Origin of the sequence: Pseudoalteromonas sp. NZS100 (genome assembly GCF_015864815.1) — a bacterium.
Classification (GTDB): Bacteria; Pseudomonadota; Gammaproteobacteria; order Enterobacterales; family Alteromonadaceae; genus Pseudoalteromonas; species Pseudoalteromonas distincta.
On the sequence record NZ_JADYWM010000008.1, the window covers coordinates 81997 to 106070 of the forward strand.

General features: G+C 38.0%; 22 protein-coding genes and 1 riboswitch. Of the genes, 15 read left to right on the forward strand and 7 right to left on the reverse strand.

The genetic code is table 11. The features are described 5' to 3' along the window. Positions 1-19 precede the first annotated feature (19 nt). Positions 20-1168: an acetylornithine deacetylase gene (gene argE / locus I6E69_RS10400; protein WP_149602219.1), complete on the reverse strand. Its 1149-nt coding sequence runs from the start codon at positions 1166-1168 to the stop codon at positions 20-22. 224 nt (positions 1169-1392) lie between these two features. On the opposite strand from argE, the gene argC reads away from it, so the two are divergent. The 10 genes from argC to I6E69_RS10445 all read left to right on the forward strand — a co-directional run bounded on the left by argC (position 1393) and on the right by I6E69_RS10445 (position 11275). Then, entirely contained in the window at positions 1393-2403 is a 1011-nt protein-coding gene (argC, locus tag I6E69_RS10405; RefSeq protein ID WP_197121215.1) for an N-acetyl-gamma-glutamyl-phosphate reductase, read from the forward strand. Next, a complete protein-coding gene (argB, locus tag I6E69_RS10410; RefSeq protein WP_197121216.1) occupies positions 2404-3171 on the forward strand; it encodes an acetylglutamate kinase in 768 nt (255 codons plus the stop codon). It begins immediately after the preceding gene. A gap of 7 nt (positions 3172-3178) precedes the next feature. Next, positions 3179-4111, forward strand: a complete 933-nt coding sequence (locus I6E69_RS10415; RefSeq protein WP_002958764.1) for an ornithine carbamoyltransferase — start codon at positions 3179-3181, stop codon at positions 4109-4111. Further along, positions 4108-5310 carry an argininosuccinate synthase gene (locus I6E69_RS10420; protein ID WP_007377844.1) on the forward strand — a complete coding sequence of 401 codons (1203 nt, stop codon included), beginning with the start codon at positions 4108-4110 and terminating at the stop codon, positions 5308-5310. Before I6E69_RS10415 ends, I6E69_RS10420 begins: the two co-directional genes overlap by 4 nt. A gap of 51 nt (positions 5311-5361) precedes the next feature. Continuing rightward, entirely contained in the window at positions 5362-7227 is a 1866-nt protein-coding gene (gene argH, locus I6E69_RS10425) for an argininosuccinate lyase (RefSeq protein ID WP_149602222.1), read from the forward strand. Between the two features lie 259 nt (positions 7228-7486). Then, positions 7487-7687: a hypothetical protein gene (locus I6E69_RS10430; RefSeq protein WP_039484887.1), complete on the forward strand. Its 201-nt coding sequence runs from the start codon at positions 7487-7489 to the stop codon at positions 7685-7687. Positions 7688-8691: 1004 nt separating this feature from the next. After that, on the forward strand, positions 8692-9207 hold the full coding sequence (locus I6E69_RS20665) for a hypothetical protein (RefSeq protein ID WP_231619760.1): 516 nt from the start codon (positions 8692-8694) through the stop codon (positions 9205-9207). Next, positions 9200-9724, forward strand: a complete 525-nt coding sequence (locus I6E69_RS10435) for a hypothetical protein (RefSeq protein WP_149602227.1) — start codon at positions 9200-9202, stop codon at positions 9722-9724. The genes I6E69_RS20665 and I6E69_RS10435 overlap by 8 nt, the downstream gene beginning before the upstream one ends. A 503-nt stretch (positions 9725-10227) precedes the next feature. Next, positions 10228-10755: a hypothetical protein gene (locus tag I6E69_RS10440; RefSeq protein ID WP_197121217.1), complete on the forward strand. Its 528-nt coding sequence runs from the start codon at positions 10228-10230 to the stop codon at positions 10753-10755. 1 nt (position 10756) lies between these two features. Continuing rightward, positions 10757-11275, forward strand: a complete 519-nt coding sequence (locus I6E69_RS10445; RefSeq protein ID WP_182196475.1) for a hypothetical protein — start codon at positions 10757-10759, stop codon at positions 11273-11275. A gap of 32 nt (positions 11276-11307) precedes the next feature. On the opposite strand, the gene coaD is transcribed toward I6E69_RS10445, so the two are convergent. Beyond that, positions 11308-11799, reverse strand: coding sequence for a pantetheine-phosphate adenylyltransferase (gene coaD / locus I6E69_RS10450; RefSeq protein WP_039484868.1), 492 nt, complete (start codon positions 11797-11799; stop codon positions 11308-11310). A gap of 198 nt (positions 11800-11997) precedes the next feature. Between coaD and I6E69_RS10455 the strand changes: the two genes are divergently transcribed. Beyond that, the gene (locus tag I6E69_RS10455; RefSeq protein ID WP_002958757.1) at positions 11998-12651 is read left to right on the forward strand and encodes a TetR/AcrR family transcriptional regulator; all 654 of its coding nucleotides are present in this window, start codon (positions 11998-12000) and stop codon (positions 12649-12651) included. Between the two features lie 97 nt (positions 12652-12748). Beyond that, positions 12749-14206: a tRNA uracil 4-sulfurtransferase ThiI gene (thiI, locus tag I6E69_RS10460; protein ID WP_197121218.1), complete on the forward strand. Its 1458-nt coding sequence runs from the start codon at positions 12749-12751 to the stop codon at positions 14204-14206. A 25-nt stretch (positions 14207-14231) separates the two neighbouring features. Here thiI and I6E69_RS10465 read toward each other — a convergent pair whose 3' ends face one another. Further along, a complete protein-coding gene (locus I6E69_RS10465) occupies positions 14232-15134 on the reverse strand; it encodes a ketopantoate reductase family protein (protein WP_197121219.1) in 903 nt (300 codons plus the stop codon). Further along, on the reverse strand, positions 15127-15480 hold the full coding sequence (locus tag I6E69_RS10470) for a VanZ family protein (RefSeq protein ID WP_002958754.1): 354 nt from the start codon (positions 15478-15480) through the stop codon (positions 15127-15129). The genes I6E69_RS10465 and I6E69_RS10470 overlap by 8 nt, the downstream gene beginning before the upstream one ends. A gap of 152 nt (positions 15481-15632) precedes the next feature. Here I6E69_RS10470 and I6E69_RS10475 point away from each other — a divergent pair, with 152 nt between their 5' ends. From I6E69_RS10475 to I6E69_RS10485, 3 genes are all read left to right on the forward strand, one after another. Further along, positions 15633-16115, forward strand: coding sequence for a YajQ family cyclic di-GMP-binding protein (locus I6E69_RS10475; protein WP_002958753.1), 483 nt, complete (start codon positions 15633-15635; stop codon positions 16113-16115). Between the two features lie 33 nt (positions 16116-16148). After that, a complete protein-coding gene (locus I6E69_RS10480; RefSeq protein WP_197121220.1) occupies positions 16149-17099 on the forward strand; it encodes an ABC transporter substrate-binding protein in 951 nt (316 codons plus the stop codon). Between the two features lie 54 nt (positions 17100-17153). Next, positions 17154-17338, forward strand: a riboswitch (cobalamin riboswitch). Between the two features lie 36 nt (positions 17339-17374). Continuing rightward, positions 17375-19204 (forward strand): TonB-dependent receptor, encoded by a 1830-nt coding sequence (locus I6E69_RS10485; RefSeq protein WP_197121221.1) that lies wholly within the window; start codon positions 17375-17377, stop codon positions 19202-19204. A gap of 77 nt (positions 19205-19281) precedes the next feature. Here the strand turns inward: I6E69_RS10485 and msrA are convergent, their stop codons facing one another. From msrA to I6E69_RS10500, 3 genes are all read right to left on the reverse strand, one after another. Continuing rightward, on the reverse strand, positions 19282-19818 hold the full coding sequence (gene msrA, locus I6E69_RS10490) for a peptide-methionine (S)-S-oxide reductase MsrA (protein WP_197121222.1): 537 nt from the start codon (positions 19816-19818) through the stop codon (positions 19282-19284). 85 nt (positions 19819-19903) lie between these two features. Next, the gene (locus tag I6E69_RS10495; RefSeq protein ID WP_197121223.1) at positions 19904-23002 is read right to left on the reverse strand and encodes an efflux RND transporter permease subunit; all 3099 of its coding nucleotides are present in this window, start codon (positions 23000-23002) and stop codon (positions 19904-19906) included. Between the two features lie 3 nt (positions 23003-23005). Further along, entirely contained in the window at positions 23006-24058 is a 1053-nt protein-coding gene (locus I6E69_RS10500; RefSeq protein ID WP_039484841.1) for an efflux RND transporter periplasmic adaptor subunit, read from the reverse strand. Positions 24059-24074: the final 16 nt, after the last annotated feature.

Consider the following 24074-nt stretch of genomic DNA (forward strand, 5'->3'; position numbering starts at 1 on the left):
CGCCTTTATTGTAATCTTATTAGCTAAAGCAATTTGCTTTTATAAGATCAGTGATTATTTGTTGTGATGGTTTTATTTTTTCCATCGCTAAAAATTCATCAGGCTGGTGTGCTTGGTTAATTGAGCCTGGGCCCATTACAATCGTTTCACAACCGAGTTGCTGGATAAACGGCGCTTCAGTGCAGTAATTTACCGCGACCGCTTTTTGCCCCGCTATTTTTTCAGCCATTTTTACTAAAGCACTGTCGGTGCTACCACTAAATGCCGGTATTGGTTCATGTAAATCAATAACGCTCACCGCATTTGGGTATTGCTGATTTATCTCTTTCGTTGCATCGAGTACTAATGCTTGTAGTTCTTGTACACTTAAACCTGGTAATGGGCGCATATCTATATGCATTTCACAGCAACCACAAATTCTATTCGCGTTATCGCCGCCATGAATATTACCTAAGTTTAATGTTGGATAAGGGATTTCGAAGTGGTTTATTGAATACTTATGCTTTAATTGTTCTTTTAAGATCATCAATTTTGTAATCACTTTATGCATTACTTCAATGGCGTTAAGACCACGTTCGGGATCGGAGCTATGCCCAGAGCGACCAACCACTCTTATTGCTGTACTCATATGGCCTTTGTGCATAAATACTGGCGTCATATCAGTAGGTTCGCCTATTATACAACGCGCAGGTTTTAAATTCGGGTGCTTACATATTTGTTGTGCACCAGCCATCGTTGTTTCTTCGTCGGCGGTGGCAAGGATTAAAATAGGCTGAGTTTGCTGCTTTTCATCAAGTTCACTAATCGCTTGTAATACAAAAGCAAAAAAGCCTTTCATATCAATACTTCCTAGCCCATATAATTTGTTATCGAGTTCGGTAAGTTTAAATGGATTATGATTCCAACGACTGTCATCAAAAGGCACTGTGTCGGTATGACCAGCTAGCATTAATCCGCCATCACCTTCTCCGCGTTTTGCTAATAAATTATAGCGTCCTTTACCTCCTTCTAATTCTATAATTTCACACGTAAAACCGATTGTTTCGCACCAACTGGCTAGGAGTTCAATTACGTTTTTATTGCTCATACACAGGTTGTCTTCAATAGCACTAATAGAAGGGGCTGCAATCAATTGTTGGTACATGGAAATAAACGAAGGCAAAGGCATAAAAAAATCCAAAATTATTATTCAATTTAATTGCATAACAATATAAAAGTATTTATGATGAATATCAATTCACTTTTTGAGCATAAATATATTAAAAGTAACGCCATGAAAATAATGCGACGATAATCAAAATTCATTAATAAAAAAGACTTAATTAGCGTCTAAGCTAGTTTAAGCGAACATTATAGATAAGTAGTAATTAATTTTAAGATAACGAGTAACAAATGAATGTAGTGATTATTGGCGCAAGCGGATACAGCGGCGCAGAGTTAGCAAGTTTAGTTGCTAAGCATCCAAACTTAACTTTAACAGGCTGTTATGTATCTGAGGGTAGCTTAGATAAAAATAAATTGCTAAGTGATTTATACCCAGAGCACCTTGGCTTACTAGACTGCCCTTTACTTCCTCTTAGCGTATCAGCTTTTGATGACATTCAAAGTGATGCTGATTACGTATGCTTATGTACCGATCACAAGGTAAGTGTTGATTTAGCGCCGCAATTTTTAGCTATGGGTAAAAAGGTATTTGATTTATCTGGTGGCTATCGTTTAGCAAACAATGACGACTACGTTACTTACTATGGTTTTGAGCATCAACATCCAGAGCTTTTAAATGAAGCGGCTTACGGTCTAGCTGAGTGGAACCATGATGCTATCGCTAATGCAAAGCTAATTGCTGTTGCAGGTTGTTACCCAACAGCAGCGCTTAATGCGCTAAAACCGCTTAAGCAAGCAGGCTTATTGAGCAGCGAAAGTATTATTATTAATGCGGTTTCGGGCGTTACAGGCGCAGGGCGTAAAGCCAGTGTAGGAACACATTTTTGTGAAGTGTCGCTTGCACCTTATGGTTTGTTTAACCATCGCCACGGCCCTGAAATTGAACAACACCTTGGCCACAAAGTGTTATTTACACCGCACTTAGGTAATTTTCCGCGCGGTATTTTAGAAACTATTTATGTACAGCTTAAGCCAGGCGTTACCAAGGAAAACGTTACATCGGCTTATCAAGTACTTTCGAGCGAGCCATTAATTCGTTTATTAGGCGATAAAGTACCTTCAATTAAAGGTGTAGCTAAGCAGCCATTTGTTGATATTGGCTGGCAGCAACAAGGAACGCAGTTAATTGTGATGTCTGCTATTGATAACTTATTAAAAGGCGCTGCTGGACAAGCTTTGCAGTGTATTAATATTTCTATGAATTTAGAACATACCACTGGTTTAAAAGGAGCGTTTTAAATGAGTAAAAAAACGTGGGTAATTAAGCTAGGTGGTGCAGTACTTAATACAGAAAATGCAGCAAAAGCGTTGTTTGATGTATTAAATGAGCAAACAAATGATGAATTTGTGATTGTACATGGCGGTGGCGCTTTAGTTGATACATGGTTAAAACAAGCGGGTTTTGCCAGTGCTAAACACCAAGGATTACGTATTAGCCCAGCAGAGCAAATGCCTTATATAGTGGGTGCGCTTGCAGGTTGCGCTAATAAACAATTAATGGCTCAAGCTATTAGTGCAGGGCACAAGCCTGTGGGCTTAAGCCTTTTTGAGGCAGGTGTTACTGCCACTCAAAAGCTAAAAGCGCTTTGCTTAGTGGGTAAATGTAAAAGCAACGACGATTCTATTGTTAATGATTTACTTAAAATCGGTCGCCTACCCATTGTTAGCTCTATAGGCTTTGATGAGCAAGGGCTTTGGTACAACGTAAATGCAGATGAAGCTGCAGCGGCTATTGCTAGTAACTTAAATGCTGAACTTATTTTTATGACGGATGTTGAAGCAGTGCTTGACGAAAATAAACAGCCGTTACATCAACTTGACACAAAACACATTGATACTTTAATTACAAATGGAGTAATTGTGGGCGGGATGGAGGTCAAAGTTAAGACCAGCCTTCACGCTGCCCAACATTTACGACGCGGTGTGTATATTTCCAGCTGGCAAAAGCCAGAAAATTTAACTGCTCTGCTACAAGGCGAGCATGTCGGAACTAAGATTACACCATAGGTTTATTATGTTTGAGAATTTTTTAACGGGTTTAGAGTTAGACCAAGAAGGCGCACTTAATTTATTAAAGTTAGCGCAAGATATAAAAGCAAAACCAGAAAAATACAGCAATGTATTAGCGGGAAAATCAATCGTAACATTGTTTGAAAAACAAAGTTTACGTACTCGCTTATCGTTTGATATAGGTATTAACCGCCTTGGTGGCCATGCAGTTTATTTAGATCAGCAAAATGGCGCTATGGGTGCACGTGAATCAATTAAAGATTTCGCACTTAATATTTCTACTTGGGCTGATGGTATTGTTGCACGCGTAAATCAGCACAGCACATTAACTACATTAGGTGAATACGCATCAGTACCGGTAGTAAATAGTTTGTGTGATTTATACCACCCATGCCAAGCTCTTGCTGATTTTTTAACGCTTCAAGAAGTTCACGGCGATGTGAGCGAGCTTAAAGTGGCTTACTTAGGTGAGGGCAACAATGTAACTCATTCATTAATGCTTTTAGCTGCAACGCTTGGCACTGATTTTGTTGCTGTAACGCCAAAAGGTAGCTCGCCTGATTCGCAAATTCTTAAAAAGGCAGAGCAAATAGCGGCAATGAATGGCGCATCAGTGATGGTAAGTGACCGTGTTGAAGCGGCTGTGGGTGCAAACGTTGTATATGCAGATACATGGGTATCAATGGGTGATACAACACCGCTTGAGCAAGTTAAAGAAAAATATATGCCTTATCAATTAAATCAGGCATTGCTAGATCAAACAGGTGCAACTACGGTATTACATTGCCAACCGGCACACCGTGAATTTGAAATTACCTCTGAGGTAATGGATGGTCCAGCATCGAAAATTATTCAACAAGCAGAGAATCGCATGCACGCGCAAAATGCTTTGCTAGTTACATTACTAAATCCAAATTTTGTTAAGGAACACCTATGAGTTCAATTAAAAAAGTCGTTTTAGCCTATTCAGGTGGTCTTGATACATCGGCTATCGTGCCATGGTTAAAAGAAAACTACGGTTGTGAAGTTGTTGCGTTTGTAGCGGATGTAGGTCAAGGCGCAGAAGAACTTGAAGGCGTAGAAGCTAAAGCAATTGCTTCAGGTGCTTCAGAATGTTACGTAGTTGATTTAAAAGATGAAATGGTAAGTGATTACATTTATCCAACACTTAAAACGGGCTCGATTTACGAAGGTACTTATTTACTAGGTACGTCTATGGCGCGTCCTATTATTGCTAAAGCACAAGTTGAAATTGCACGTAAAGTAGGTGCTGATGCACTTTCTCATGGTTGTACTGGTAAAGGTAATGACCAAGTTCGTTTTGAATCATGTTTTGCAGCCCTTGCTCCTGATTTAAAAGTAATTGCGCCATGGCGTGAGTGGGACTTATCGAGTCGTGAATCATTACTTGATTACTTAGCAGAGCGTGACATTCCGTGTTCAGCATCTGCTACAAAAATTTATAGCCGTGATGCTAACGCTTGGCATATTTCGCACGAAGGTGGTGAGCTTGAAGATCCATGGTGTCAACCAACTGAGCAAGTATGGACTTGGACTAACTCTCCAGAGCAAGCACCAGATAAATCAGAACTAGTAACTTTAAAAGTTGTTGAAGGCGAAGTGGTTGCTGTAAATGGCGAAGAACTTAAACCATATGACTGTTTAGTTAAATTAAACGATATTGCATCGCCTCATGGCGTTGGACGTGTTGATATTGTAGAAAACCGTTTAGTTGGTATGAAGTCACGCGGTTGTTATGAAACACCAGGTGGCACAGTAATTATGGCTGCGCTTCAAGCCATTGACGAGCTAGTGCTTGATAAAGCAAGCCGTAAATGGAAAGAAGTACTAGGTGGTGAATTTTCACATTTAGTATACGACGGACGTTGGTTTACGCCTCTTAAAGATTCTATTTTAGCCGGTGCTGAAGCACTTTCTAAAGTGGCAACAGGTGAAGTGGTACTTAAGCTATATAAAGGTCAAGTAACTGCGGTTCAAAAGCAATCACCAAATAGCTTATACAGCGAAGCATTTGCTACATTTGGCGAAGATGATGTATATGACCAGTCACACGCTGAAGGCTTTATTCGTTTATTCTCGCTTTCAAGCAGAATTTCAGCATTGGCTAAAAAGTAAATTATTTATAGCCCCTTATAAAAGGGGCACTACAGGGTTTGGAGAGATTTCATGGCATTATGGGGCGGACGTTTTTCTACGGGTCCAGATGAGGCGTTTAAGCAATTTAACGACTCTCTTCCCTTTGACTACCAGTTAGCAGAGCAAGATATTATTGGCTCTGTGGCATGGGCTGGTGCACTTGAACAGGTAAATGTACTTTCAAGTGATGAGCATACAAAATTAGTTGCTGCATTAAATGAGCTACTTGAAGAAGTTAAAGCTGATCCACAATCAGTTGCTACTTCAGGTGCAGAAGACATTCATTCACATGTTGAAGCTGCTCTAATTGAAAAAGTAGGTGATTTAGCTAAAAAATTACATACAGGCCGAAGCCGTAATGACCAAGTTGCCACCGATTTTAGACTATGGTGCCGTGATACAGCCGATCATTTACTAGATGCCATTGCACAGCTAAAAGGCGAGTTTGTAGCGCTTGCAGAGCGAGAGCTTGGCACAATATTACCAGGTTACACGCATTTACAGCGCGCACAACCAGTATTGTTTAGCCACTGGTGTATGGCGTATGTAGAAATGCTAGAGCGCGATGAAAGCCGCCTGCAAGATGCTAAAGCGCGTATGAATTTTTGCCCATTAGGCAGTGGTGCATTAGCAGGTACAGCTTATCCGATTGATCGCCAAGCATTAGCCCACGGATTAGGTTTTACAGCGGCTACAAAAAATAGCCTTGATGGCGTATCTGATCGTGACTTTGTGTTAGATCTTTTAAGTTGTGCGTCTATTTCGATGATTCACTTATCTCGTATGTCTGAAGATCTGATTTTTTATAATTCGGGTGAAGCCGGATTTATAGAGCTTGCTGATAACGTCACGTCAGGCTCATCGCTCATGCCTCAGAAAAAAAATCCTGATGCACTCGAGCTTATTCGCGGTAAAACCGGACGTGTATTTGGTGCATTTAGCGCTATGATGATGACATTAAAGGCGCTGCCACTTGCATACAATAAAGATATGCAAGAAGACAAAGAAGGCCTGTTTGACGCTATGCCAACATGGCTTGCATGTATTCATATGGCGCAAGCATGTATTAAAGGCGTAAAAGTAAATGGCGATAAAACGTTAGCAGCGGCAAAAGGCGGCCACGCTAATGCCACCGAGCTTGCTGATTACTTAGTTGCTAAAGGTGTGCCATTTAGAGAAGGGCATCACATTGTGGGTGTACTTGTACAGCTTGCGATTAGCGAAGGTAAAACGCTTGAGGAGCTATCACTTGAGCAGTACAAATCAGTAAACACTGTATTTGAAGACGATGTTTACCCAGTACTTGAAATTGATGCGTGTATAAAAGCGCGTCAAGCGCTTGGTGGTACATCTATTGAGCAAGTAACTAATGCTGTTAAAGAAGCCAAAAAAAAACAGCAAATAACGGTACGTGATGCAAATTTAGATGATGTAGAGGCAATTGCTACACTTATACAGCATTGGGCAACGGTAGGCGAAAACCTACCTCGTGCAAAAAGCGATATGGTGCACTCTATTAACGAGTTTGCAGTTACTGAAATAAATGGAAAAGTGTCAGGTTGTGCATCGTTATACATTTACGATACCGGCCTTGCTGAAATACGCTCATTGGGTATAGACCCAAAAAGTAAAGTGACGGGGCAGGGGAGACAGCTTGTAGAGCACCTACTTGCTAAAGCCAAAAAATTGGCACTTAACCGAGTTATTGTATTGACCCGTGTACCCGATTTTTTTGAACAACAACGTTTTACTTTTTGTAGCAAAGACTCTTTGCCTGAAAAAGTAATGAAAGATTGTGAACTTTGCCTTCGTAAAGAAAATTGTGACGAAGTAGCAATGGAATATATTTTGAAGCTAAGTACACGTGCGGAGATCCCGTGTAAATACGTAGCTTAAACTCCCTGGATACAAAAAACGTACGGTTATCCCTGTGCGTTTTTTTATATATGGAGCAAACTGGTCGGAGTTGTTTGGTTTGATTATATTTTTTGAGTGAATTTTAATGTGTCAAAAAAAGTTGGCACATTGGTTGCTTTGTATAAAGTAGATAGCAAAATAGCTATCACTGCTTAAAACAGGTAATGCATTTATCTACATAATAATGTGGTTAAAAGTTGCACCGAATATAATTAAAACTTTTACAAGGATCAATCACATGCAAGTTTCAGCTAATAGCCAATTACAAATGCAAGCATACAACAAAACACAACAATTAAAGCCTGCAATGGAACAAACTGCTAGCCCTAAAACCCTGCAATCTGATACAGTAAGCATCTCACAAGAAGCGATGACTGCTGCGAGTAATGAATTGCAGCGTGGTGGTGGTTCTATTCTTTCAGGCCAGAAACCTAAATAAATGTAAGGTATTGAATGTTTTTAACTGAGTTCTTTGGTCTTTTTTCATTATCAGCTTTTGTTATGTGGGCTTTTTTAATGGCCTTCTTTTTCAATATTTTTGTATATAGCCTAGGCGTTAAAAGAAAGACGACTTTATTACTCAGTTCATTCGTTATGATGGTATCTTATACTGCGACAGATTATTTTTATACTTGGCTTTCCTATTATCAAACAACCTATCTTGACTGGGCTTTACACGACATAGTCACAATCTCTTTTCTTACAACTCTATTTTTTGTGATAAAGAAAACGACTCCCTCTTTTTTGTACTTGTTAATCGGCCTTTTTATTAACACTACCTTTTTTATTTTGATGTACTTAGATGTTTATTTTTATGAGAACCTCGAACCTTGGTGGTTTTGGAGCCTCTATCAGTTCACTATAAATATTATCGATATATTAATGGTTGTATCATTAATAGTAGATAGAGACTTTTTAGGGCTTCATAAGTTAAAGAACAAAACCCTCAGTTACTTCAAGTCTAACGATACCAACAAAGTAACCTAGTTCAAATGTACGTTACTGAACCCCTCATGGTTTATGTAAAAGCCTTCACTCAGTGGGGTTTTTTAATGGCCTTCCTGTATTGTTTGACCTCTGCGATAAATAAAGAAAATAAGTCTCCTGTTTATTTATCTACGCTTATGCTCTGTTCATATGTTTTTAGTGGTTATATAGACTTATTAGAAAGTCTATATTTAAACTCGGCGCTCTACGATTTTATTACAATTTTAGCTTTGTTAATTTTAGAGTACTTTAAAGTACTTCACCGCTCTATAGCTTTTCACTTCATCATCTTTGCGTTAATAATAAATGCTGTACTCACCTTAATATTACATTACGATCTATACGTCTTATATAACTATGAGCCTTGGTGGTATTGGAGTGTTTACTCTATCGGTGTAAATATGTTCGATGTTTTAATGATTCTGTCACTAGTATTCAATAAGAATCTCAAAAATAATGGATAATATTCTAGTTAATCCAGCAATTTCTTTTTACATAGGTGTATTTGTACAGTGGGGCTTTTTAATGGCTTTTTTGTACTCACTAGTTGTAAGTATTAACACACCTAAAAAAGAAGCTGTATGGTTATCGTTGGTTATGTCAATTTCTTACTCCTCAAGCCTGTTTATAGATATACAACACATATCGTATCTTCAGCTCTTTTTGTTTGATATAACAACTATTTTCGCCATTATTATTTTAAGGTTGTTCATTATTAAAAATCTTATATCGATCTACTTGTTGTTAGGGTTGATTATAAACTCATCATTATTTCTTGGTATGTATATAGATGTGTCAGTTTTTAATAATTACGAACCTTGGTGGTTTTGGGTTTTTTATTCAATTGTTGTTAATTTAGCCGACTTTATGATGCTAGCTATATTTTTTATAAACAAAGATTTTTTAGCTTTAGCTGCAATTAAAATATGGTTCCACAATAGTATTATGAAAAGGAATAGAAGTAGTGGTTGATATACTTTGGGGTCTGGTAGATTTAGGATACAACGTAGCAATACTATTTACATGGTTCTTTCTAATCGCATTCTTGTATAACCTATCAGCGAGTATTAATAAAAATGATAAAAGTAGAACGCATCTTTCATTTATAATGATGGTTTCATATATATCTAGTCTTTTTATGGATCCACTTATTGAAAATCCTCACCTAAATTACTTCTATTATGATCTTGCTACTATTAGCGCCCTGATACTTTGGCGATTTATATATAAAAAATTTATACCAATTGCTTTTTACTATTTAATTGTTGGGCTTTTCATTAATGCATGTTTATTTTTAGGTATGCACTACGATATTGAAATTGCAGGTACTCTTTACTATTGGTGGTTTTGGACTGTTTATATTTTTGGAATGTATTTTGTTGACTTTACAATGGCATTGGTGTTGATCATAAACAAAGATTTTTTAGGTTTGTATAAACTAAAAGGGTGGTTGCGAAATAATAAATTCATAAAGGGGCATGATGGCTGACATACTGTGGGATCTGGTAGCGATTAGAGATTATGTAGGTATTTTTATTACATGGTTCTTTGTAATTGCATTTCTTTATAATTTGTCAGCAAGCATAAACAGTCCCTATAAAAATACAATGTACCTTTCTGGTATTATGATGATTTCGTATACCTTAAGTACACTTTTCGATATGGTTATAGTGTCTCACTTAAACTATTTTTACTTCGATATTGTAACTCTAATTATTATTTTTACGTTTCGGTACTGCAGTCGAGGCCCAATTCCTAACGCATTTTATTATCTTGTTTTTGGTCTGAGTATTAACGCATCTTTATTTTTAGCTATGCATTACGATATAGAGATTTTAGGTACTCTATATTATTGGTGGTTTTGGAACGTTTATGTATTTGGTATGTACTTTACAGATTTGATAATGCCATTAGCGCTTATCTTTAACAAAGATTTTTTAGGTCTAGTTAAGCTTACTAAATTTTTAACTGAAAAATTTAAAAGGTCACGCAATGCTTGATTTTTTATGGCAGCTGGCTGGTTTATACGACTATATAACCATTTTTACTACATGGTCTTTTGTACTCGCTTTTTTATATAATTTGTCTGCAAGCATTAACAAGTCTGACAAAAGCTGCACACAGCTTGCATTCATTATGATGGTATCTTACACCTCAAGTATTTTTATGGATCCCTTTAGCAACACACCCCATTTGACCCTTTTTATATTTGATATCGTAACTATATTTTTTCTGATTATATGGCGGATATACTTTAGTAAAAACCTACCCGTAGCCTTTTATTATCTTTTAGTCGGACTTAGCTTTAACGCATTTGTTTTTTTTGGAATGCACTACGACAGTATTGTTTTAGGAAATTTAGACTACTGGTGGTTTTGGGCCTTATATGCAATAGGGCAAATAATTTCTGATTTAACGATGCTTTTAGTTCTCCTAATTAATAAAGATTTTTTAGGTTTGGTTGCATTAAAACGGTATTTACTTAATCGTAGAAAAAGCACTCATCAAAAGGTTGAATAGAATGGAGGATCTATTTTGGCAATTAAATTCAGTTAATGAATATTTTGGAATACTTATTACATGGCTGTTTGTTTTTTCTTTTTTGTTCACTCTATCAATTGCCATTAATAAGCAAGATAAAAGCCGAGTTCACCTTAGCTTTATTATGATGGCTTCGTACACACTTAGTTTATTTATGGACATAACTACTGCAGCTCCGCATTTAAAGATGTTTATATTTGATGTACTAACAATTGCCGTTATTTTTATGTGGCGTATTTTTTTAGGACGCAAAATACCGTACGGATTTTATTATCTTATTGTAGGGCTTGGTATCAATGCCTCACTGTTTATGAGCATGTATATTGATAATACTCTTTATGGCAATTGGGACTTTTGGTGGCTGTGGATGCTGTATGGTTTTCTTATGCCTATTATTGATATTACGATGGCACTAATATTAATTATCAATAAAGATTTGCTAAAACTTGTTTGGTTAATTAAAAAATTAAAATCATCATCTATACAAAAGCCGAATTAGCGCATACAAGTTATGCGCTAATTCGGGAAGTGTTATTGGGCACCACAGCCCAATTTAGTTTTTAGAGCTTTGACAATTACAGGATCTACAAACTCGCTTACATCACCATTGTGACGTGCTACTTCTTTAACAAGCGTTGATGAAATAAATGAATTTCGCTCTGCGGGTGTTAAAAATACACTTTCTAAATCAGGATTCAGGCGGCGGTTCATGTTAGCTAATTGAAATTCATAGTCAAAATCAGATACAGCCCTAATACCACGAATAAGCACATTAGCATTGTGATCGCGCGCAAGGTCAGCCAATAAGCCAGAGAAACCAATGACCTTAACATTATCTAAGTGACTTAAAATAGAGTTTGCAAGTTCAACACGTTCTTCAAGGTTAAAACAGGGTTTTTTACTTGGGTTGTTCGCAACCGCAACTAATACGGTATCAAACATTTTAGCTGCACGTTGAATAAGATCTGTATGACCATTGGTTAGTGGATCAAAGGTGCCCGGGTAAATTGCAATAACTTTCATAATGTTCACTATTTATGATTTTAGCGCTAGTTTAACAGTGTTTATGCCACAAAGCAGCCTAGCTAATAAAGCATATAAACACTTACTTTCTTAGAACAGGTCAGTCCAAGGTTTGAGTGTTTTAATGATTCATATTTGTTTATACTGTTTACCTCTTTTGAGTGTAATGTAGCCTATAGATAATTTGAGTATTAGCATATGAATACCAAGGATAAAATAATACACACCAGTATTTTGTTGTTTAACGAAAATGGTGAGCGTGCAATAACGACAAATCATATTGCATCAAACTTAGGGATGAGCCCGGGTAATCTTTATTATCATTTTAAAAATAAAGAAGACATTATCCGTCATATTTTTGCGCTGTATCGCGATCATTTAAATACTCACTTTAAACCTATTAATAAAGATGATGATGCATTTAATCATTTAACGGCTTATTTAGATTCGTTATTTGAATTGATGTGGCGTTACCATTTTTTTTACGACAATCTTGGCGATATACTCGCCAGAGACACTGAGCTAAAACAAGCTTACATTGATTTTCAGTTAGAGTTATTAGAGCAAGTTCGTAAAATTATTCTAGGTCTTCGCGATAGTGAAATGATTGCTATTGATGAGCAAGATGTCATTGATTTAGCCCATACACTAAAGTTAACTGTTAGCTTTTGGACGCCTTATATTAAGGCTCGTAGGCCAAGCGGTACCCTTGCTGAGCAAGATATATATCACGGTATTTTAAAAGTACTTACATTATTTAGAGCGTACAGTACCGATAAAAGTATCGATAAAATGAACCTATTACGCGAAAAATACACTGAGTTAGCGCAACAAGCCCCAACTGTTGTTTAGCCGTTGCCCTTTGGTTGTTTCCTAGACGCTGGATTTTTTGCTATAATCGCGCGCCAAATGCCTGGGAGCGCGAATTCCCGCAGTCTAAGAGTGAACTATGCTTAAATTTATCGTCAAACTACATCCTGAAATAGCCATCAAAAGCCGTTCGGTCCGTAAACGCTTTACTAAAGTGTTAGAAAATAACATTAAAATTGTATTGCGACGTCTTGACGAAAAAGTACAAGTAAGAAATAACTGGGATAATATTTCAGTTGTTACAAAGCTTGAAGATGCACAAGTTCGCCTTGATTTTATCGACAGCCTTAAACGCATACCTGGTATCGTTCAGTTTATTGAAGTAACTGAGACGCAATTTGAAACTCTCGATGATATCTATCAAAAAACAATAGCGTTAGTGGGTCACACAATTGTGGGTAAAACTTTTTGTGTGCGTGCTAAGCGTATAGGCCAACACGACTTTACCTCGACTGATTTAGAGCGTTATGTTGGTGGTGGGCTAAATCAACATATTGAAGGCGCAAGCGTTAAGCTTAGCCGTCCAGAAGTAACAATACGCTTAGAAGTAAAAGACGATAAAGCTTACATTGTTTCGCAAACGCATTTTGGTATGGCGGGCTTTCCACTACCAACGCAAGAAGATGTGCTTTCTCTTATGTCGGGTGGTTTTGACTCTGGCGTAGCAAGTTACCAAATGATTCGTAAAGGCGCACGTACGCACTTTTTATTCTTTAATCTAGGTGGCGCAGCGCACGAGATTGGTGTTAAGCAAGCGAGCTATTTTTTATGGAAAAAATACAGCTCAACACATAAAGTGAAATTTATAACAGTTGATTTTGAACCTGTTGTTGCTGAAATTTTAGAAAACGTTGAAAACAGCCAAATGGGTGTTGTGCTTAAACGTATGATGATGCGAGCAGGAAGTGTAGTGGCTGAAAAGTTAAACATTCAGGCGCTTGTCACTGGTGAAAGTATTGGCCAAGTATCTAGTCAAACATTAGCGAACTTAAGCGTGATTGACCGCGTTACTGAAACGCTTATTTTACGCCCGCTAATTCAAAATGATAAACAAGAAATTATTAATCTTGCTCGCCAAATTGGTACAGCTGAAATGGCTGAAACGATGCCTGAATATTGTGGTGTTATTTCTAAAAAGCCGACAGTTAAAGCCAAAATTGAAGTAATAGAAGCCGAAGAAGAAAAGTTCGATTTTGATGTGCTAGATATCGTAGTAAATAACGCGCGCATAATGGATGTACGCGATATTGACGTAGAAGCCAAGCAAGAGCTAAAAGAGGCAGAGTCGGTTGCTGATTTACCTGCAGGCTCTGTAGTAATTGATATTCGCTCACCAGAAGAAGAAGAAGCTGCACCGCTTGCAATCGATGGTGTTGAAGTGGTGCATTTGCCGTTCTTCCGTTTGGCTACTAAGTTTGGTGATTTACCAAAAGACACTGACTACTATTTATATTGTGACAGAGGCGTAATGAGCCAACTACAGGCACTTATGCTGCACGAACAGGGCTTCGAAACTGTAAAAGTTTATCGCCCGTAAAGTTAAAAGCTTATATAAGCGTGGTTTATACCACGCTTTTTTTTGCCTGAATTTTGACTAACAACTCATCGTTGTAAGGCGTTGGAATACTGTGAAGTTTACCTTGTTGGCTAATATAGCCACATATAGCGGATATTTCAGTTTCTCTATTGTGAGCTATATCTTGCTGCATTGATGAGTAATTATTTGCGGTTAACTCCATTATTTTATAAGCGGTATTGAGAGCTTTAATTAATGGGATATTAAGCCCTTGAGCCTTTGCAATATTGCATGCTTCAGTAAGTGCATTAAAAATTATTGTATTGTACTTAGGTGCACGTAATTCGCCATTTTTTACATTACTTAAAGCGCTTAATGGATTAATGGCAATGTTGACGAGTAGCTTTTCAAAACGAAGCTGCTGAATGTTATTAGTAAACTTTAGGTTGGGTATTACTTTAAAAATATCAGCTATGGGCGCACTATTTTGAAGTGCAAGCTCATTACAGCCACCAATAACGCTTTGTCCTTCACCTGTGTGTTGCACAATATATTGGTTTGATTTAAAGCCAGCTATGCTTGTCGTTAAAAAGTAGAGTGCTTGATGGATGTTTAGCTGGTTATTTATCTCATCAACGTTGCCCATTCCATTATGAGAAAGTACAACAGAGCAATGTGTTGGTAAAAATGGCTTTATTTGAGAAAACGCATCAAGCACTTGAAAAGCTTTAACGGTAAATAAAATTACATCAAATTCAGTTGCTTTATCTAACTGATTTAAAGAAATAAATTTTGCGTTAATTTTTTTTGATGCACCCTTAGCTCTGCTGTAAAAGCGGGTGTTTGTTGGGTTTTTACGAGTCAAAACACAGACATTATGCGATGCGCTCAAAAAGTGGCTCAGCAATAAGCCAATAGCGCCATCGCCAACGATTAAAATATTAGCCATGTGGGTTCTTTTTTCGAGGTGTAAAAATTACTCTAAGTAAAAAGTAGCTTGCAGCCCCTGCAAAATCAGCAAAAAAATCACCAAGTGATGCTTGCCTATAAGGAAGTGCGTCTTGCATTATTTCTATCGAGGCGCCATAGCCTGCTAATAAGAGTATTTGAGCATATAAAGGAAGCTTAAAAGCCTTATCCATTATTATGGCTAATATAAAAAAAATCCCAAAATGGGCGACTTTATCAACATGAGGGAATAAATTTACAACGCCACCTTTTATTTCTTTAGCAAATAAAAAGGTGAAAGCCACTATGCTGATTAAAAAAACTGCTTGATAAACACGCCTTGTCACGACAAATCCTAAAATCGCTTAAAAAAGAGGCGCAAGTATATCAAACTAATTTAGTATCGCACCTGAACAAGATGCAGAAAAATGTAAAGATTTATAATTTTAGCGTTATAATTGCCACATAAAATTAAGATTAAATAGTTAGGAGTATACTAATGCCTTCATTTGATATTGTATCTGAAGTAGAAATGAACGAAGCTAAAAATGCGGTTGATAACGCAAACCGTGAACTAGAGACTCGCTTTGATTTTAGAGGCGTTGATGCATCTATTGAGCTAAACGATAAAACAATTAAGCTTAAAGCCGAAGCTGACTCTCAAGTTATGCAGTTGTTCGATATTTTAGCGGGAAAAATTTCAAAGCGCGGTATGGATGTAGCTAGTTTAGAACTTCAAGATATTAGCCGTGCAGGAAAAAATGTATTTCGTAACGTTGGGTTAAAGCAAGGTATCGAAAAAGACATGGCCAAAAAAGTGGTTAAAGCCATTAAAGATTCAAAAGTTAAAGTACAAGCCGCTATTCAAGGCGAAGAAGTACGTGTGACAGGTAAAAAGCGTGACGATCTTCAAGAGGCAATGCAGGTAGTACGCAGTGCCGATTTAGGTCAGCCTTTTCAGTTTAAAAACTTTCGCGACTAATTTATAAACTGTTTTTAATAAAAGTGCTTTAATTTGTCTATATTTGCAGACAGATTAAAGCTACTTAATCTTTTTACAACTTTCCCACCTTATCCTCTCGTAGTTCTGCATGTGTTAATCCACTTTTTGATATTTAAGCTATTATATTTAATTGAATATAATAAAAATTTCACTCTAGAAGGTATTAAAATGAGACCCCATCAATTATTTCTGTTATTTGTTTTGCTTATATTTGCCAAGCCAAGCTTATCAAAGCCAGTTGATATTGATGTATTGGTCGAAGATGGCTACTTTCCGATTATTATTAACGCGCAAAAAAAGCAGGGCTTTGCTCCTGAGTTTATTAATATTTTAAACGACGCACAGGAGGAATTTAACTTTATACTTATTTCTTTACCTGTAAAAAGGCTTACTTTGTCTGTTGAAAAAAATAATTTCGACGTTTTATTTTTAATGGCAATGCAATGGTTGCCAAAAACAACGCAGAAAAACATTGAAAAAACTGAATTTTATACCATCACCAAAAACGAGCTTTATACACTCAAAGAGAATGCATCAGAACAAACTTATTTTGACAATCTGGACAAATTAACCAAAGTTGGGGTTTTAGGGTACTCGTATCAATTTGCAGGATTTAATACAAATGCCGAATACTTGAGAGAAGAGCACCAGGTAAGCCTAACAATTGATGAATTCAATGTAGTTAAAATGCTGCTATTAAGGCGCGCTGAAGTCGGGGTTTTAAACAGTATTGCTTATCAGTATTTTAAAAAGCAGAATATCTTAAATATGGATTTACTATTTAAGAGTGACGTACCAGATGCAGTGTATGAAACACATTTTTTGATTAACTCACAATCAAATAAAATATCTAGTCACAAAATGGATGAAATATTAAATTTACCTACTACACAAATGCAACTTCAGAAGCTACTTGATAAGTACGGTATTCCTTCAAGCTATAATAATACAGCACTGAACTGAAATGGCTTTTAGCTATATAGACGTCCATTGACATTTGTAAACAAAATGCTCACAATGACGGCATATTTTCAAGGTGCTTGCTAGCCACTTCATGTAATGATTTTTTTAGCAGGATAATCGGGAAGTTGGTGAGTTTTCATGATGACTACAAGCCCAACACTGCCCCCGCAACGGTAAAGTATTGCATGTTTTTATATGCTTACTGAGTCCGGAGACCGGCCTTGATGCAATCTTACTTACTTAAATCTTTGCGGTGGGCAAAGGTAGGGGACCTCATGTTAAACAAAACAACTCTAGGCGTTGCAATTTCTGCTGCGCTTTCATTTTCTGTGTCTGGTGCAGAGCAATCAATTGAAAAAATAACCGTTACAGCTAATAAGTTTGAGCAATCAATTAACGACGTTTTAGCGAGTGTAAATGTTATTGAACGTGCTGAAATAGAAGCTAGTAACGTACGCGATTTACCTACACTTTTAAGCACGCGAGTGGGTTTTCAGGTTAATCCAAACGGTGGTTTTGGTCAAAATACAGGTGTGTCACTTCGTGGTACGGGCTCTGGCGATACGTTGATTTTAATTGACGGTGTACGTACAGGCTCAGCAACACTAGGTCAAAAAGCATTAAATAATGTCCCTCTAAATAGTATTGAACGCATAGAAATTATTAAAGGCTCTCGCGCGGCTGTTTATGGATCTGATGCACTCGCTGGTGTTATTAATATTATTACGCGTGAGTCAGATAACTTATCCCTAAGCGCTACATTTGGTTCTGACTCTTATCAAAATTATCAAGTTGCGGGCTCTGTAAAATCAGATGATATAACAACAGCATTTAACGCAGGCTTTGAAAAAACAGATAACTTTGATGCACTGCAAGGCGTTGCACCAGATGAAGATGGCTATGAAAATAAAAACCTTGGTTTTAAAATAAACTACACCGATGCACATTACGGCGACTTTAAGTTATTAGGCCAATACAGTGAAGGCTATGCAGATTACGACAGTCGCTTTAGTCCAGCCACAAGTACTATAGAAACAGGTGATTTTAAAAACTATCAGCTTTCTGCAGGTTGGAGTAAAAACTACACTAACCAATCGCACAGTATTGATATTGCTATTTCAACAGATGATTCTCACGATACCTCAGCATTTGGTGTAAATGATTTTATAACGAAACGTGTGCAATTTGATTATAACGGTCAATATATACTATCTGAAGAGCTTAATATTAGCGGTGGTGTTAACTGGTACAACGATGATGTATCGCACAGTTCAACGCAGTATGATATGCAAGAGCGTGATGTATTAGCAGTATTTGTTGGGGCTTATTACAATGCTGAAAAAGTGTTAGCTAATTTAACAATTCGCCAAGACGATGATGAACAGTTTGGTGATGAAACAACATATACAGCCGCTGCTGGTTATCACTTATCTGAAGATGCAACATTTCGTATAAGCCAAAGTACTGGCTTTAAAGCACCTACATTTAACGATTTATACTTTCCGGCTTTTCCTGGTTTTCCACCTTCATCTAATCCAGATTTAGAGCCTGAGAAATCATTAAATCAAGAGATTGGGTTAAATGTAGATTTTGATATAGCAAGTATTGACGTTGCTATTTTTAGAAATGATATTGAAGATAAGATATCTTTAGATTCTAACTTTTTTCCTATCAACTTAAATGAAGCACGCTACGAAGGGGTTGAATTTAGCTTATCTCAGCAGTTTTTTGGTTTTGATAGCAACCTTAACTTTGCTTACTTAAGCGCTGAAGACGAAGAAACGGGCGCAGAGTTGCGTAATGTTGCTAAACGTACTTTTAACTGGGAACTTGCAAAACAGTTTGGTGCTTTTGATGCAAGCTTAGACATGCAATACCGTAGCGACCGACAAGGTGCTGTGACTCGCTTAGGCTCTTATACACTTTGGAACTTAGCGGGTAATTATCAAGTAAATGAACATATTGAAGTTTCGCTTCGTGTAGAAAACTTATTTGATAAAGAATATAACGCTGTTGATTCAAACACTGATTTTACAACGGGTGAAGTGTATTACTACAACACGGCAGAGCGTCGCTTTTTTGCAGGCGCAAGCTACCAGTTTTAACGGTATTTATTAATATTAAAAAGCCCGACTTATGTCGGGCTTTTTAATGTGTAGCTAAGTTTAACTACTCAAATTAGCTAGTCAGCTAAGAACTCTTTAAATACGGTTTCAAACTTGTGTAACTTAGGTGCTATTAAAATACTACAGTAACCCTGCTGTGGGTTTTCGTTATAGTAATCTTGATGATAATGCTCTGCTGGATAATACGTAGTGGCAGGGCTGACTTCTGTCACAATTGGCTCAGCGACATGGCTTTGCAGTTGAGCTATCACTTCGTTGGTTTGCTTAAGTTGAGCTTCATCGTGATAGTAAACCACACTTCTATATTGTGTGCCTATATCGTTACCTTGGCGATTCAATTGTGTTGCATCATGCAGTGTGAAAAACATTGCTAAGAGTGTTTCAAAGCTAACTACAGTCGCGTTAAATTCAATTTTAACAACCTCAGCGTGACCGGTTGTGCCTGAGCATACAGAATCATATGTTGGGTTATTTGTTTCACCGCCGGTGTAGCCAGAGCTTACGGTTAGTACGCCATTTACACGTCTAAATGCAGCATCTATACACCAAAAACAGCCGCCACCAAATGTTGCTACTTGCGTTGTTGAGCTCATAAGTATTCCTAAAATGTATATGGGGTTTAAAGGCGAGCATAAATTGTATGCGCCGTAACAACAAGGTTACGGCGCAATTAAGAGGCTAGATCTCTTCGAAAGGTTTTTCAGCGGCTTGTTTGTCTAATTTTTGCTGTAAAAACTCAGGTGATTGAGTGTTACGTGCAAGTGCATAATATGCAGCAGGTACAACAAAAAGAGTTAGTAGGGTCGATACAATAACCCCGGTAAACACGACTACACCTATCACCATACGGCTTTCAGCGCCCGGACCTGAAGCAAGTACTAAAGGTACCGAACTCATAACCGTAGTCAGCGAGGTCATAATAATAGGGCGCAAACGCTGAGTTGCTGCTTGCAAAATAGCTTCACTAAATTCAACGCCTTTATCGCGCAGTTGGTTAGTAAATTCTACAATCAAAATACCGTTTTTAGCACTTAACCCAATGAGCATGACAATACCTATTTGGCTGTAAATATTTAAGGTAAGTCCTGTAGCCCAAAGTCCGAACATAGCGCCCATTAAACCAAGTGGTACGGTAAGCATAATGACGAACGGATGCATAAAGCTTTCAAACTGCGCTGCCAGTACTAAAAAGGTAACAGTGAGTGCAAGTATAAATACGTAGGTCATCGCTGATGCGCCTTCGTAATAAAGCTGCGACTCGCCTTTGTAATCTACGGCGCCATCTATATCGTTTTCTTGCGCGGCTACTTCGTTTAAAAAGTTAAGCGCTTGCTCAAGCGTATAACCGTCGGCTAAGTTGGCGCTTAATGTAATTGCGCGCATACGGTTGTATCGGTTTAAGCGCGATGCGGTTGCTTCTTCTTTTAAGCTGATAAGGCTATCAAGTGGGACTAGTTCACCGCTTCGTGATTTAAGATATATATTTGAAATGTCAGTAGGGTTAGTAAAGTCTTCTTTCGTCCCTTTTAAAATTACATCGTATTCTTCACCGCGGTCAATAAAGGTTGTAACACGGCGCTGGCCAAGCATTGTTTCAAGTGTACGGCCTACATCAGATACAGAAACGCCTAAATCAGCGGCCTTGTTTTTATCTATGCTGACTAAAAACTGCGGGAAGGTTTCTTTATAATCATGATCGATTCTTACTAAACCTGGGTTTTGTTCAGCACGCTTAATTATACGGTCACGCCAATCGGCAAGTTGAGCGTAATCATTACCTTGCAATACAAACTCAATAGGGCGAGATGAACCACCACCGCCAATACCACGGCGCATAATGGCAAATGCACGAACATCGGTAACTTCTTGCATTTTACCGCTTATTTCGTCCATTACTTCCCATGTTGAGCGTTTGCGCTTATCCCAATCGGCCATACCAACAATAGCAACACCGCCGCTGCCACCCCAGCCAGGTACTCGAACAAGTACGCGACTAAGCTCACCTGCTTGCGAGTAAGGCATTAAGCGTTCTTCAATTTTAGCCATATTAGCGGCGTTATTTTCGTAACTTGCGCCCTCAGGGCCGCTCATCATAATAAAGAACGTGCCACGGTCTTCTTTTGGCGTTAGCTCAGAGGGAACTTGTAAAAACAACGAGTAACTAACAAAGCCCGCTAATAATAAGCTCACCATTAAGCCCCATTTACGGGTTATGTTAGTGGAGAGCGAATTACGGTAACTTACTTCAATTTTAGTAAACTGGCGGTCCATCCATTGGCTAAATTTATTTGGTTTGTCTGATACTTTAAGTACTTTAGAACACAAGGCTGGTGCAAGAGTAAGCGCTGTAACACTTGAGAAAAATACGGCAGCACTCACCGCCATTGCAAACTCAGTAAATAATGCCCCTATACGGCCATCCATAAACACCAATGGCACAAACACCGATATTAGTACAAGCGTGGTTGCTACTATGGCAAAACCAACTTCACGCGCACCTCTATATGCAGCTAGTAATGGCGGCTCACCCAGTTCAATACGACGGTGAATGTTTTCAAGCATTACAATGGCATCATCTACTACTAAACCAATAGCCAGTACTAAGGCAAGTAAAGTTAGTAAGTTGATTGAGTAGCCCATTGCTAATAAAAACATAAAGCTACCAACAAGTGCGACCGGTACGGTAACCGCAGGAATAAGCGTTGCTCGTATATTGCCTAAAAACAAAAATATAACGAGTACGACTAAACCCATAGAGATGGCAAGTGTGCTGTAAACTTCATTAATTGATTCTTTAATAAATACAGACGAATCGTAGCTGTCTTGAATTGTGGTGCCTTCAGGTAGGTTACGTTTTATTTTTTCAAGTTCACTGCGTGCGTTATCTACTACGGTAAGCGTGTTTGCTTTAGCTTGTTTTACAATTCCTAGGCCAATCATGTTGCGCCCGTTACCACGAAATAAGCTTTCGTCATCGGCAGCTTCTAATTTTACGTCGGCAACTTCACCTAAACGTACTAGGTAACCTTCATCACCACGTTTAATAACAAGGTTTTTAAAATCGCGCTGATCTTTATAACTACGTGCAGTACGCACGGTAAAGTCGCGATCTATTGATTCTATTTCGCCGGCAGGTAATTCAACGTTTTCTGTACGCAGTGTATTTTCAATATCGCTTGAGGTAATACCGCGTGCAGCCATTGCTTGGCGGTTTAGCCAAATTTTCATGGCGTATTGGCGCTCACCACCAATACGCACGTTAGATACACCATCTACAACGGCTAAGCGGTCAACAATAAAACGCTGCGCATAATCAGAGAGCTGTAACGAGTCCATTGTTTCACTGTTTAATACAAACCATGCAATAGGGCTTTCATCACTGTTTGATTTAGACACTTCTGGTGGGCGTACCTGATCAGGCAAGCTATCAAGTGCACGTGCTACACGTTCGCGTACATCGTTAGATGCGGCATCTATATCGCGGTTAATATCAAACTCAATGGTAATGTTTGAGCGCCCATTACGGCTCGAAGAGTTAATACTTTTAATACCTTCAATACCGGAAATTCGATTTTCTATTATTTGCGTTATTTTGGTTTCTATAATTTCGGCAGAAGCACCTGTGTATTCAGTGCTGATATTTACTATTGGCGTTTCAATATCAGGGTACTCACGAAGTGGCAGCATAGTAAATGCAACCAGACCAAAAGTAAGAAGTAGTAAATTAATTACTATGGCAAAAACGGGGCGTTTAACGCTAGTATCAGTAATTTTCACGTATTACCCCTTTACGCTTACTTTACTACCAGAGCGAATTTTTATTAGCCCTTCAGTAACAATTTGCTCGCCATCATTTAAACCTTCATCGATAGCAACCCAGCCATTATTTCTGCCAGCAACATGCACTTCAACCTTATTGGCTACTCCGTCTTGAATTTGAAAAACAAAGTGTTTGTCTTGTAAAGGTATAACTGCTTTTTCTGGCACCATTAAAGCTTGGTTACTGCTTAGCTCAAGTGCTGTATTTAGTAACATACCAGGGCGAAGTAATCCTGATTTATTAGCAAAACTTGCAGTTACTTCAACACTGCGTGTTACCGAATCAATACGCGAGCTAATATGCGTTACCTTGCCGTTAAATGTCTGCCCTGGGTAGGCATCGTTTTGGGTAAGTACTTTCATACCCATGTTTAATTGTGCTAAATATTTTTCAGGTACTTTGAAGTCAACTTTAATAATACTAATATCATCAAGTGTGGTGATTATTGTTGTGTTGCTTACGTAGGCACCAACTGATATTTCACGCTTACCTAATAGGCCCGAAAATGGCGCGGTAATAGTCATTTCATTTAACTTTGTTTTAGCGCTTTCTAGTTGAGCTTCAGTGGCATCAACACGAGATAATTGTTCTTCAAGTAATGACTTTGCCGTTGATTGCGAGCGTGAAAGTTCGGTAAGGCGATCTAACTGACGTTTTTCCTCACGTAAGTTAATACCGAGTTCTTTAACTGCAAGTTGCTCTTGTTGGCTTTGTAACTGTACTAATTTTTGTCCTTTACTGACTAAGTCGCCATCTTTAAAATATATATCTGTGACATAATCGTTTTGCGCACTTTTTATATAAATAGCTTGGTTTGCACGTGCACTACCGATGGCCTCTATCATCACTGCGTTTTCCTCAGAGGTAACAGTATGAGCCGTTACCTGGGTAGACATTTGAGATGAATCAGCTTGTTCGCCGTGGCTAGCGGGTAAATATAAATAAACGCTAAATATTAAAAGTAACGTAATAATAAATGGAAAAAGTGCTTTACCTGATTGTCTTGAGTACATTGATTTCATACCTGAA

Bases quoted from the DNA above. Each gene is read 5' to 3' on its own strand.
- argE (WP_149602219.1), bottom strand. From the start codon at position 1,168: ATGCCTTTGCCTTCGTTTATTTCCATGTACCAACAATTGATTGCAGCC.
- argC (WP_197121215.1), top strand. From the start codon at position 1,393: ATGAATGTAGTGATTATTGGCGCAAGCGGATACAGCGGCGCAGAGTTA.
- argB (WP_197121216.1), top strand. From the start codon at position 2,404: ATGAGTAAAAAAACGTGGGTAATTAAGCTAGGTGGTGCAGTACTTAAT.
- I6E69_RS10415 (WP_002958764.1), top strand. From the start codon at position 3,179: ATGTTTGAGAATTTTTTAACGGGTTTAGAGTTAGACCAAGAAGGCGCA.
- I6E69_RS10420 (WP_007377844.1), top strand. From the start codon at position 4,108: ATGAGTTCAATTAAAAAAGTCGTTTTAGCCTATTCAGGTGGTCTTGAT.
- argH (WP_149602222.1), top strand. From the start codon at position 5,362: ATGGCATTATGGGGCGGACGTTTTTCTACGGGTCCAGATGAGGCGTTT.
- I6E69_RS10430 (WP_039484887.1), top strand. From the start codon at position 7,487: ATGCAAGTTTCAGCTAATAGCCAATTACAAATGCAAGCATACAACAAA.
- I6E69_RS20665 (WP_231619760.1), top strand. From the start codon at position 8,692: ATGGATAATATTCTAGTTAATCCAGCAATTTCTTTTTACATAGGTGTA.
- I6E69_RS10440 (WP_197121217.1), top strand. From the start codon at position 10,228: ATGCTTGATTTTTTATGGCAGCTGGCTGGTTTATACGACTATATAACC.
- I6E69_RS10445 (WP_182196475.1), top strand. From the start codon at position 10,757: ATGGAGGATCTATTTTGGCAATTAAATTCAGTTAATGAATATTTTGGA.
- coaD (WP_039484868.1), bottom strand. From the start codon at position 11,799: ATGAAAGTTATTGCAATTTACCCGGGCACCTTTGATCCACTAACCAAT.
- I6E69_RS10455 (WP_002958757.1), top strand. From the start codon at position 11,998: ATGAATACCAAGGATAAAATAATACACACCAGTATTTTGTTGTTTAAC.
- thiI (WP_197121218.1), top strand. From the start codon at position 12,749: ATGCTTAAATTTATCGTCAAACTACATCCTGAAATAGCCATCAAAAGC.
- I6E69_RS10465 (WP_197121219.1), bottom strand. From the start codon at position 15,134: ATGGCTAATATTTTAATCGTTGGCGATGGCGCTATTGGCTTATTGCTG.
- I6E69_RS10475 (WP_002958753.1), top strand. From the start codon at position 15,633: ATGCCTTCATTTGATATTGTATCTGAAGTAGAAATGAACGAAGCTAAA.
- I6E69_RS10485 (WP_197121221.1), top strand. From the start codon at position 17,375: ATGTTAAACAAAACAACTCTAGGCGTTGCAATTTCTGCTGCGCTTTCA.
- msrA (WP_197121222.1), bottom strand. From the start codon at position 19,818: ATGAGCTCAACAACGCAAGTAGCAACATTTGGTGGCGGCTGTTTTTGG.
- I6E69_RS10500 (WP_039484841.1), bottom strand. From the start codon at position 24,058: ATGTACTCAAGACAATCAGGTAAAGCACTTTTTCCATTTATTATTACG.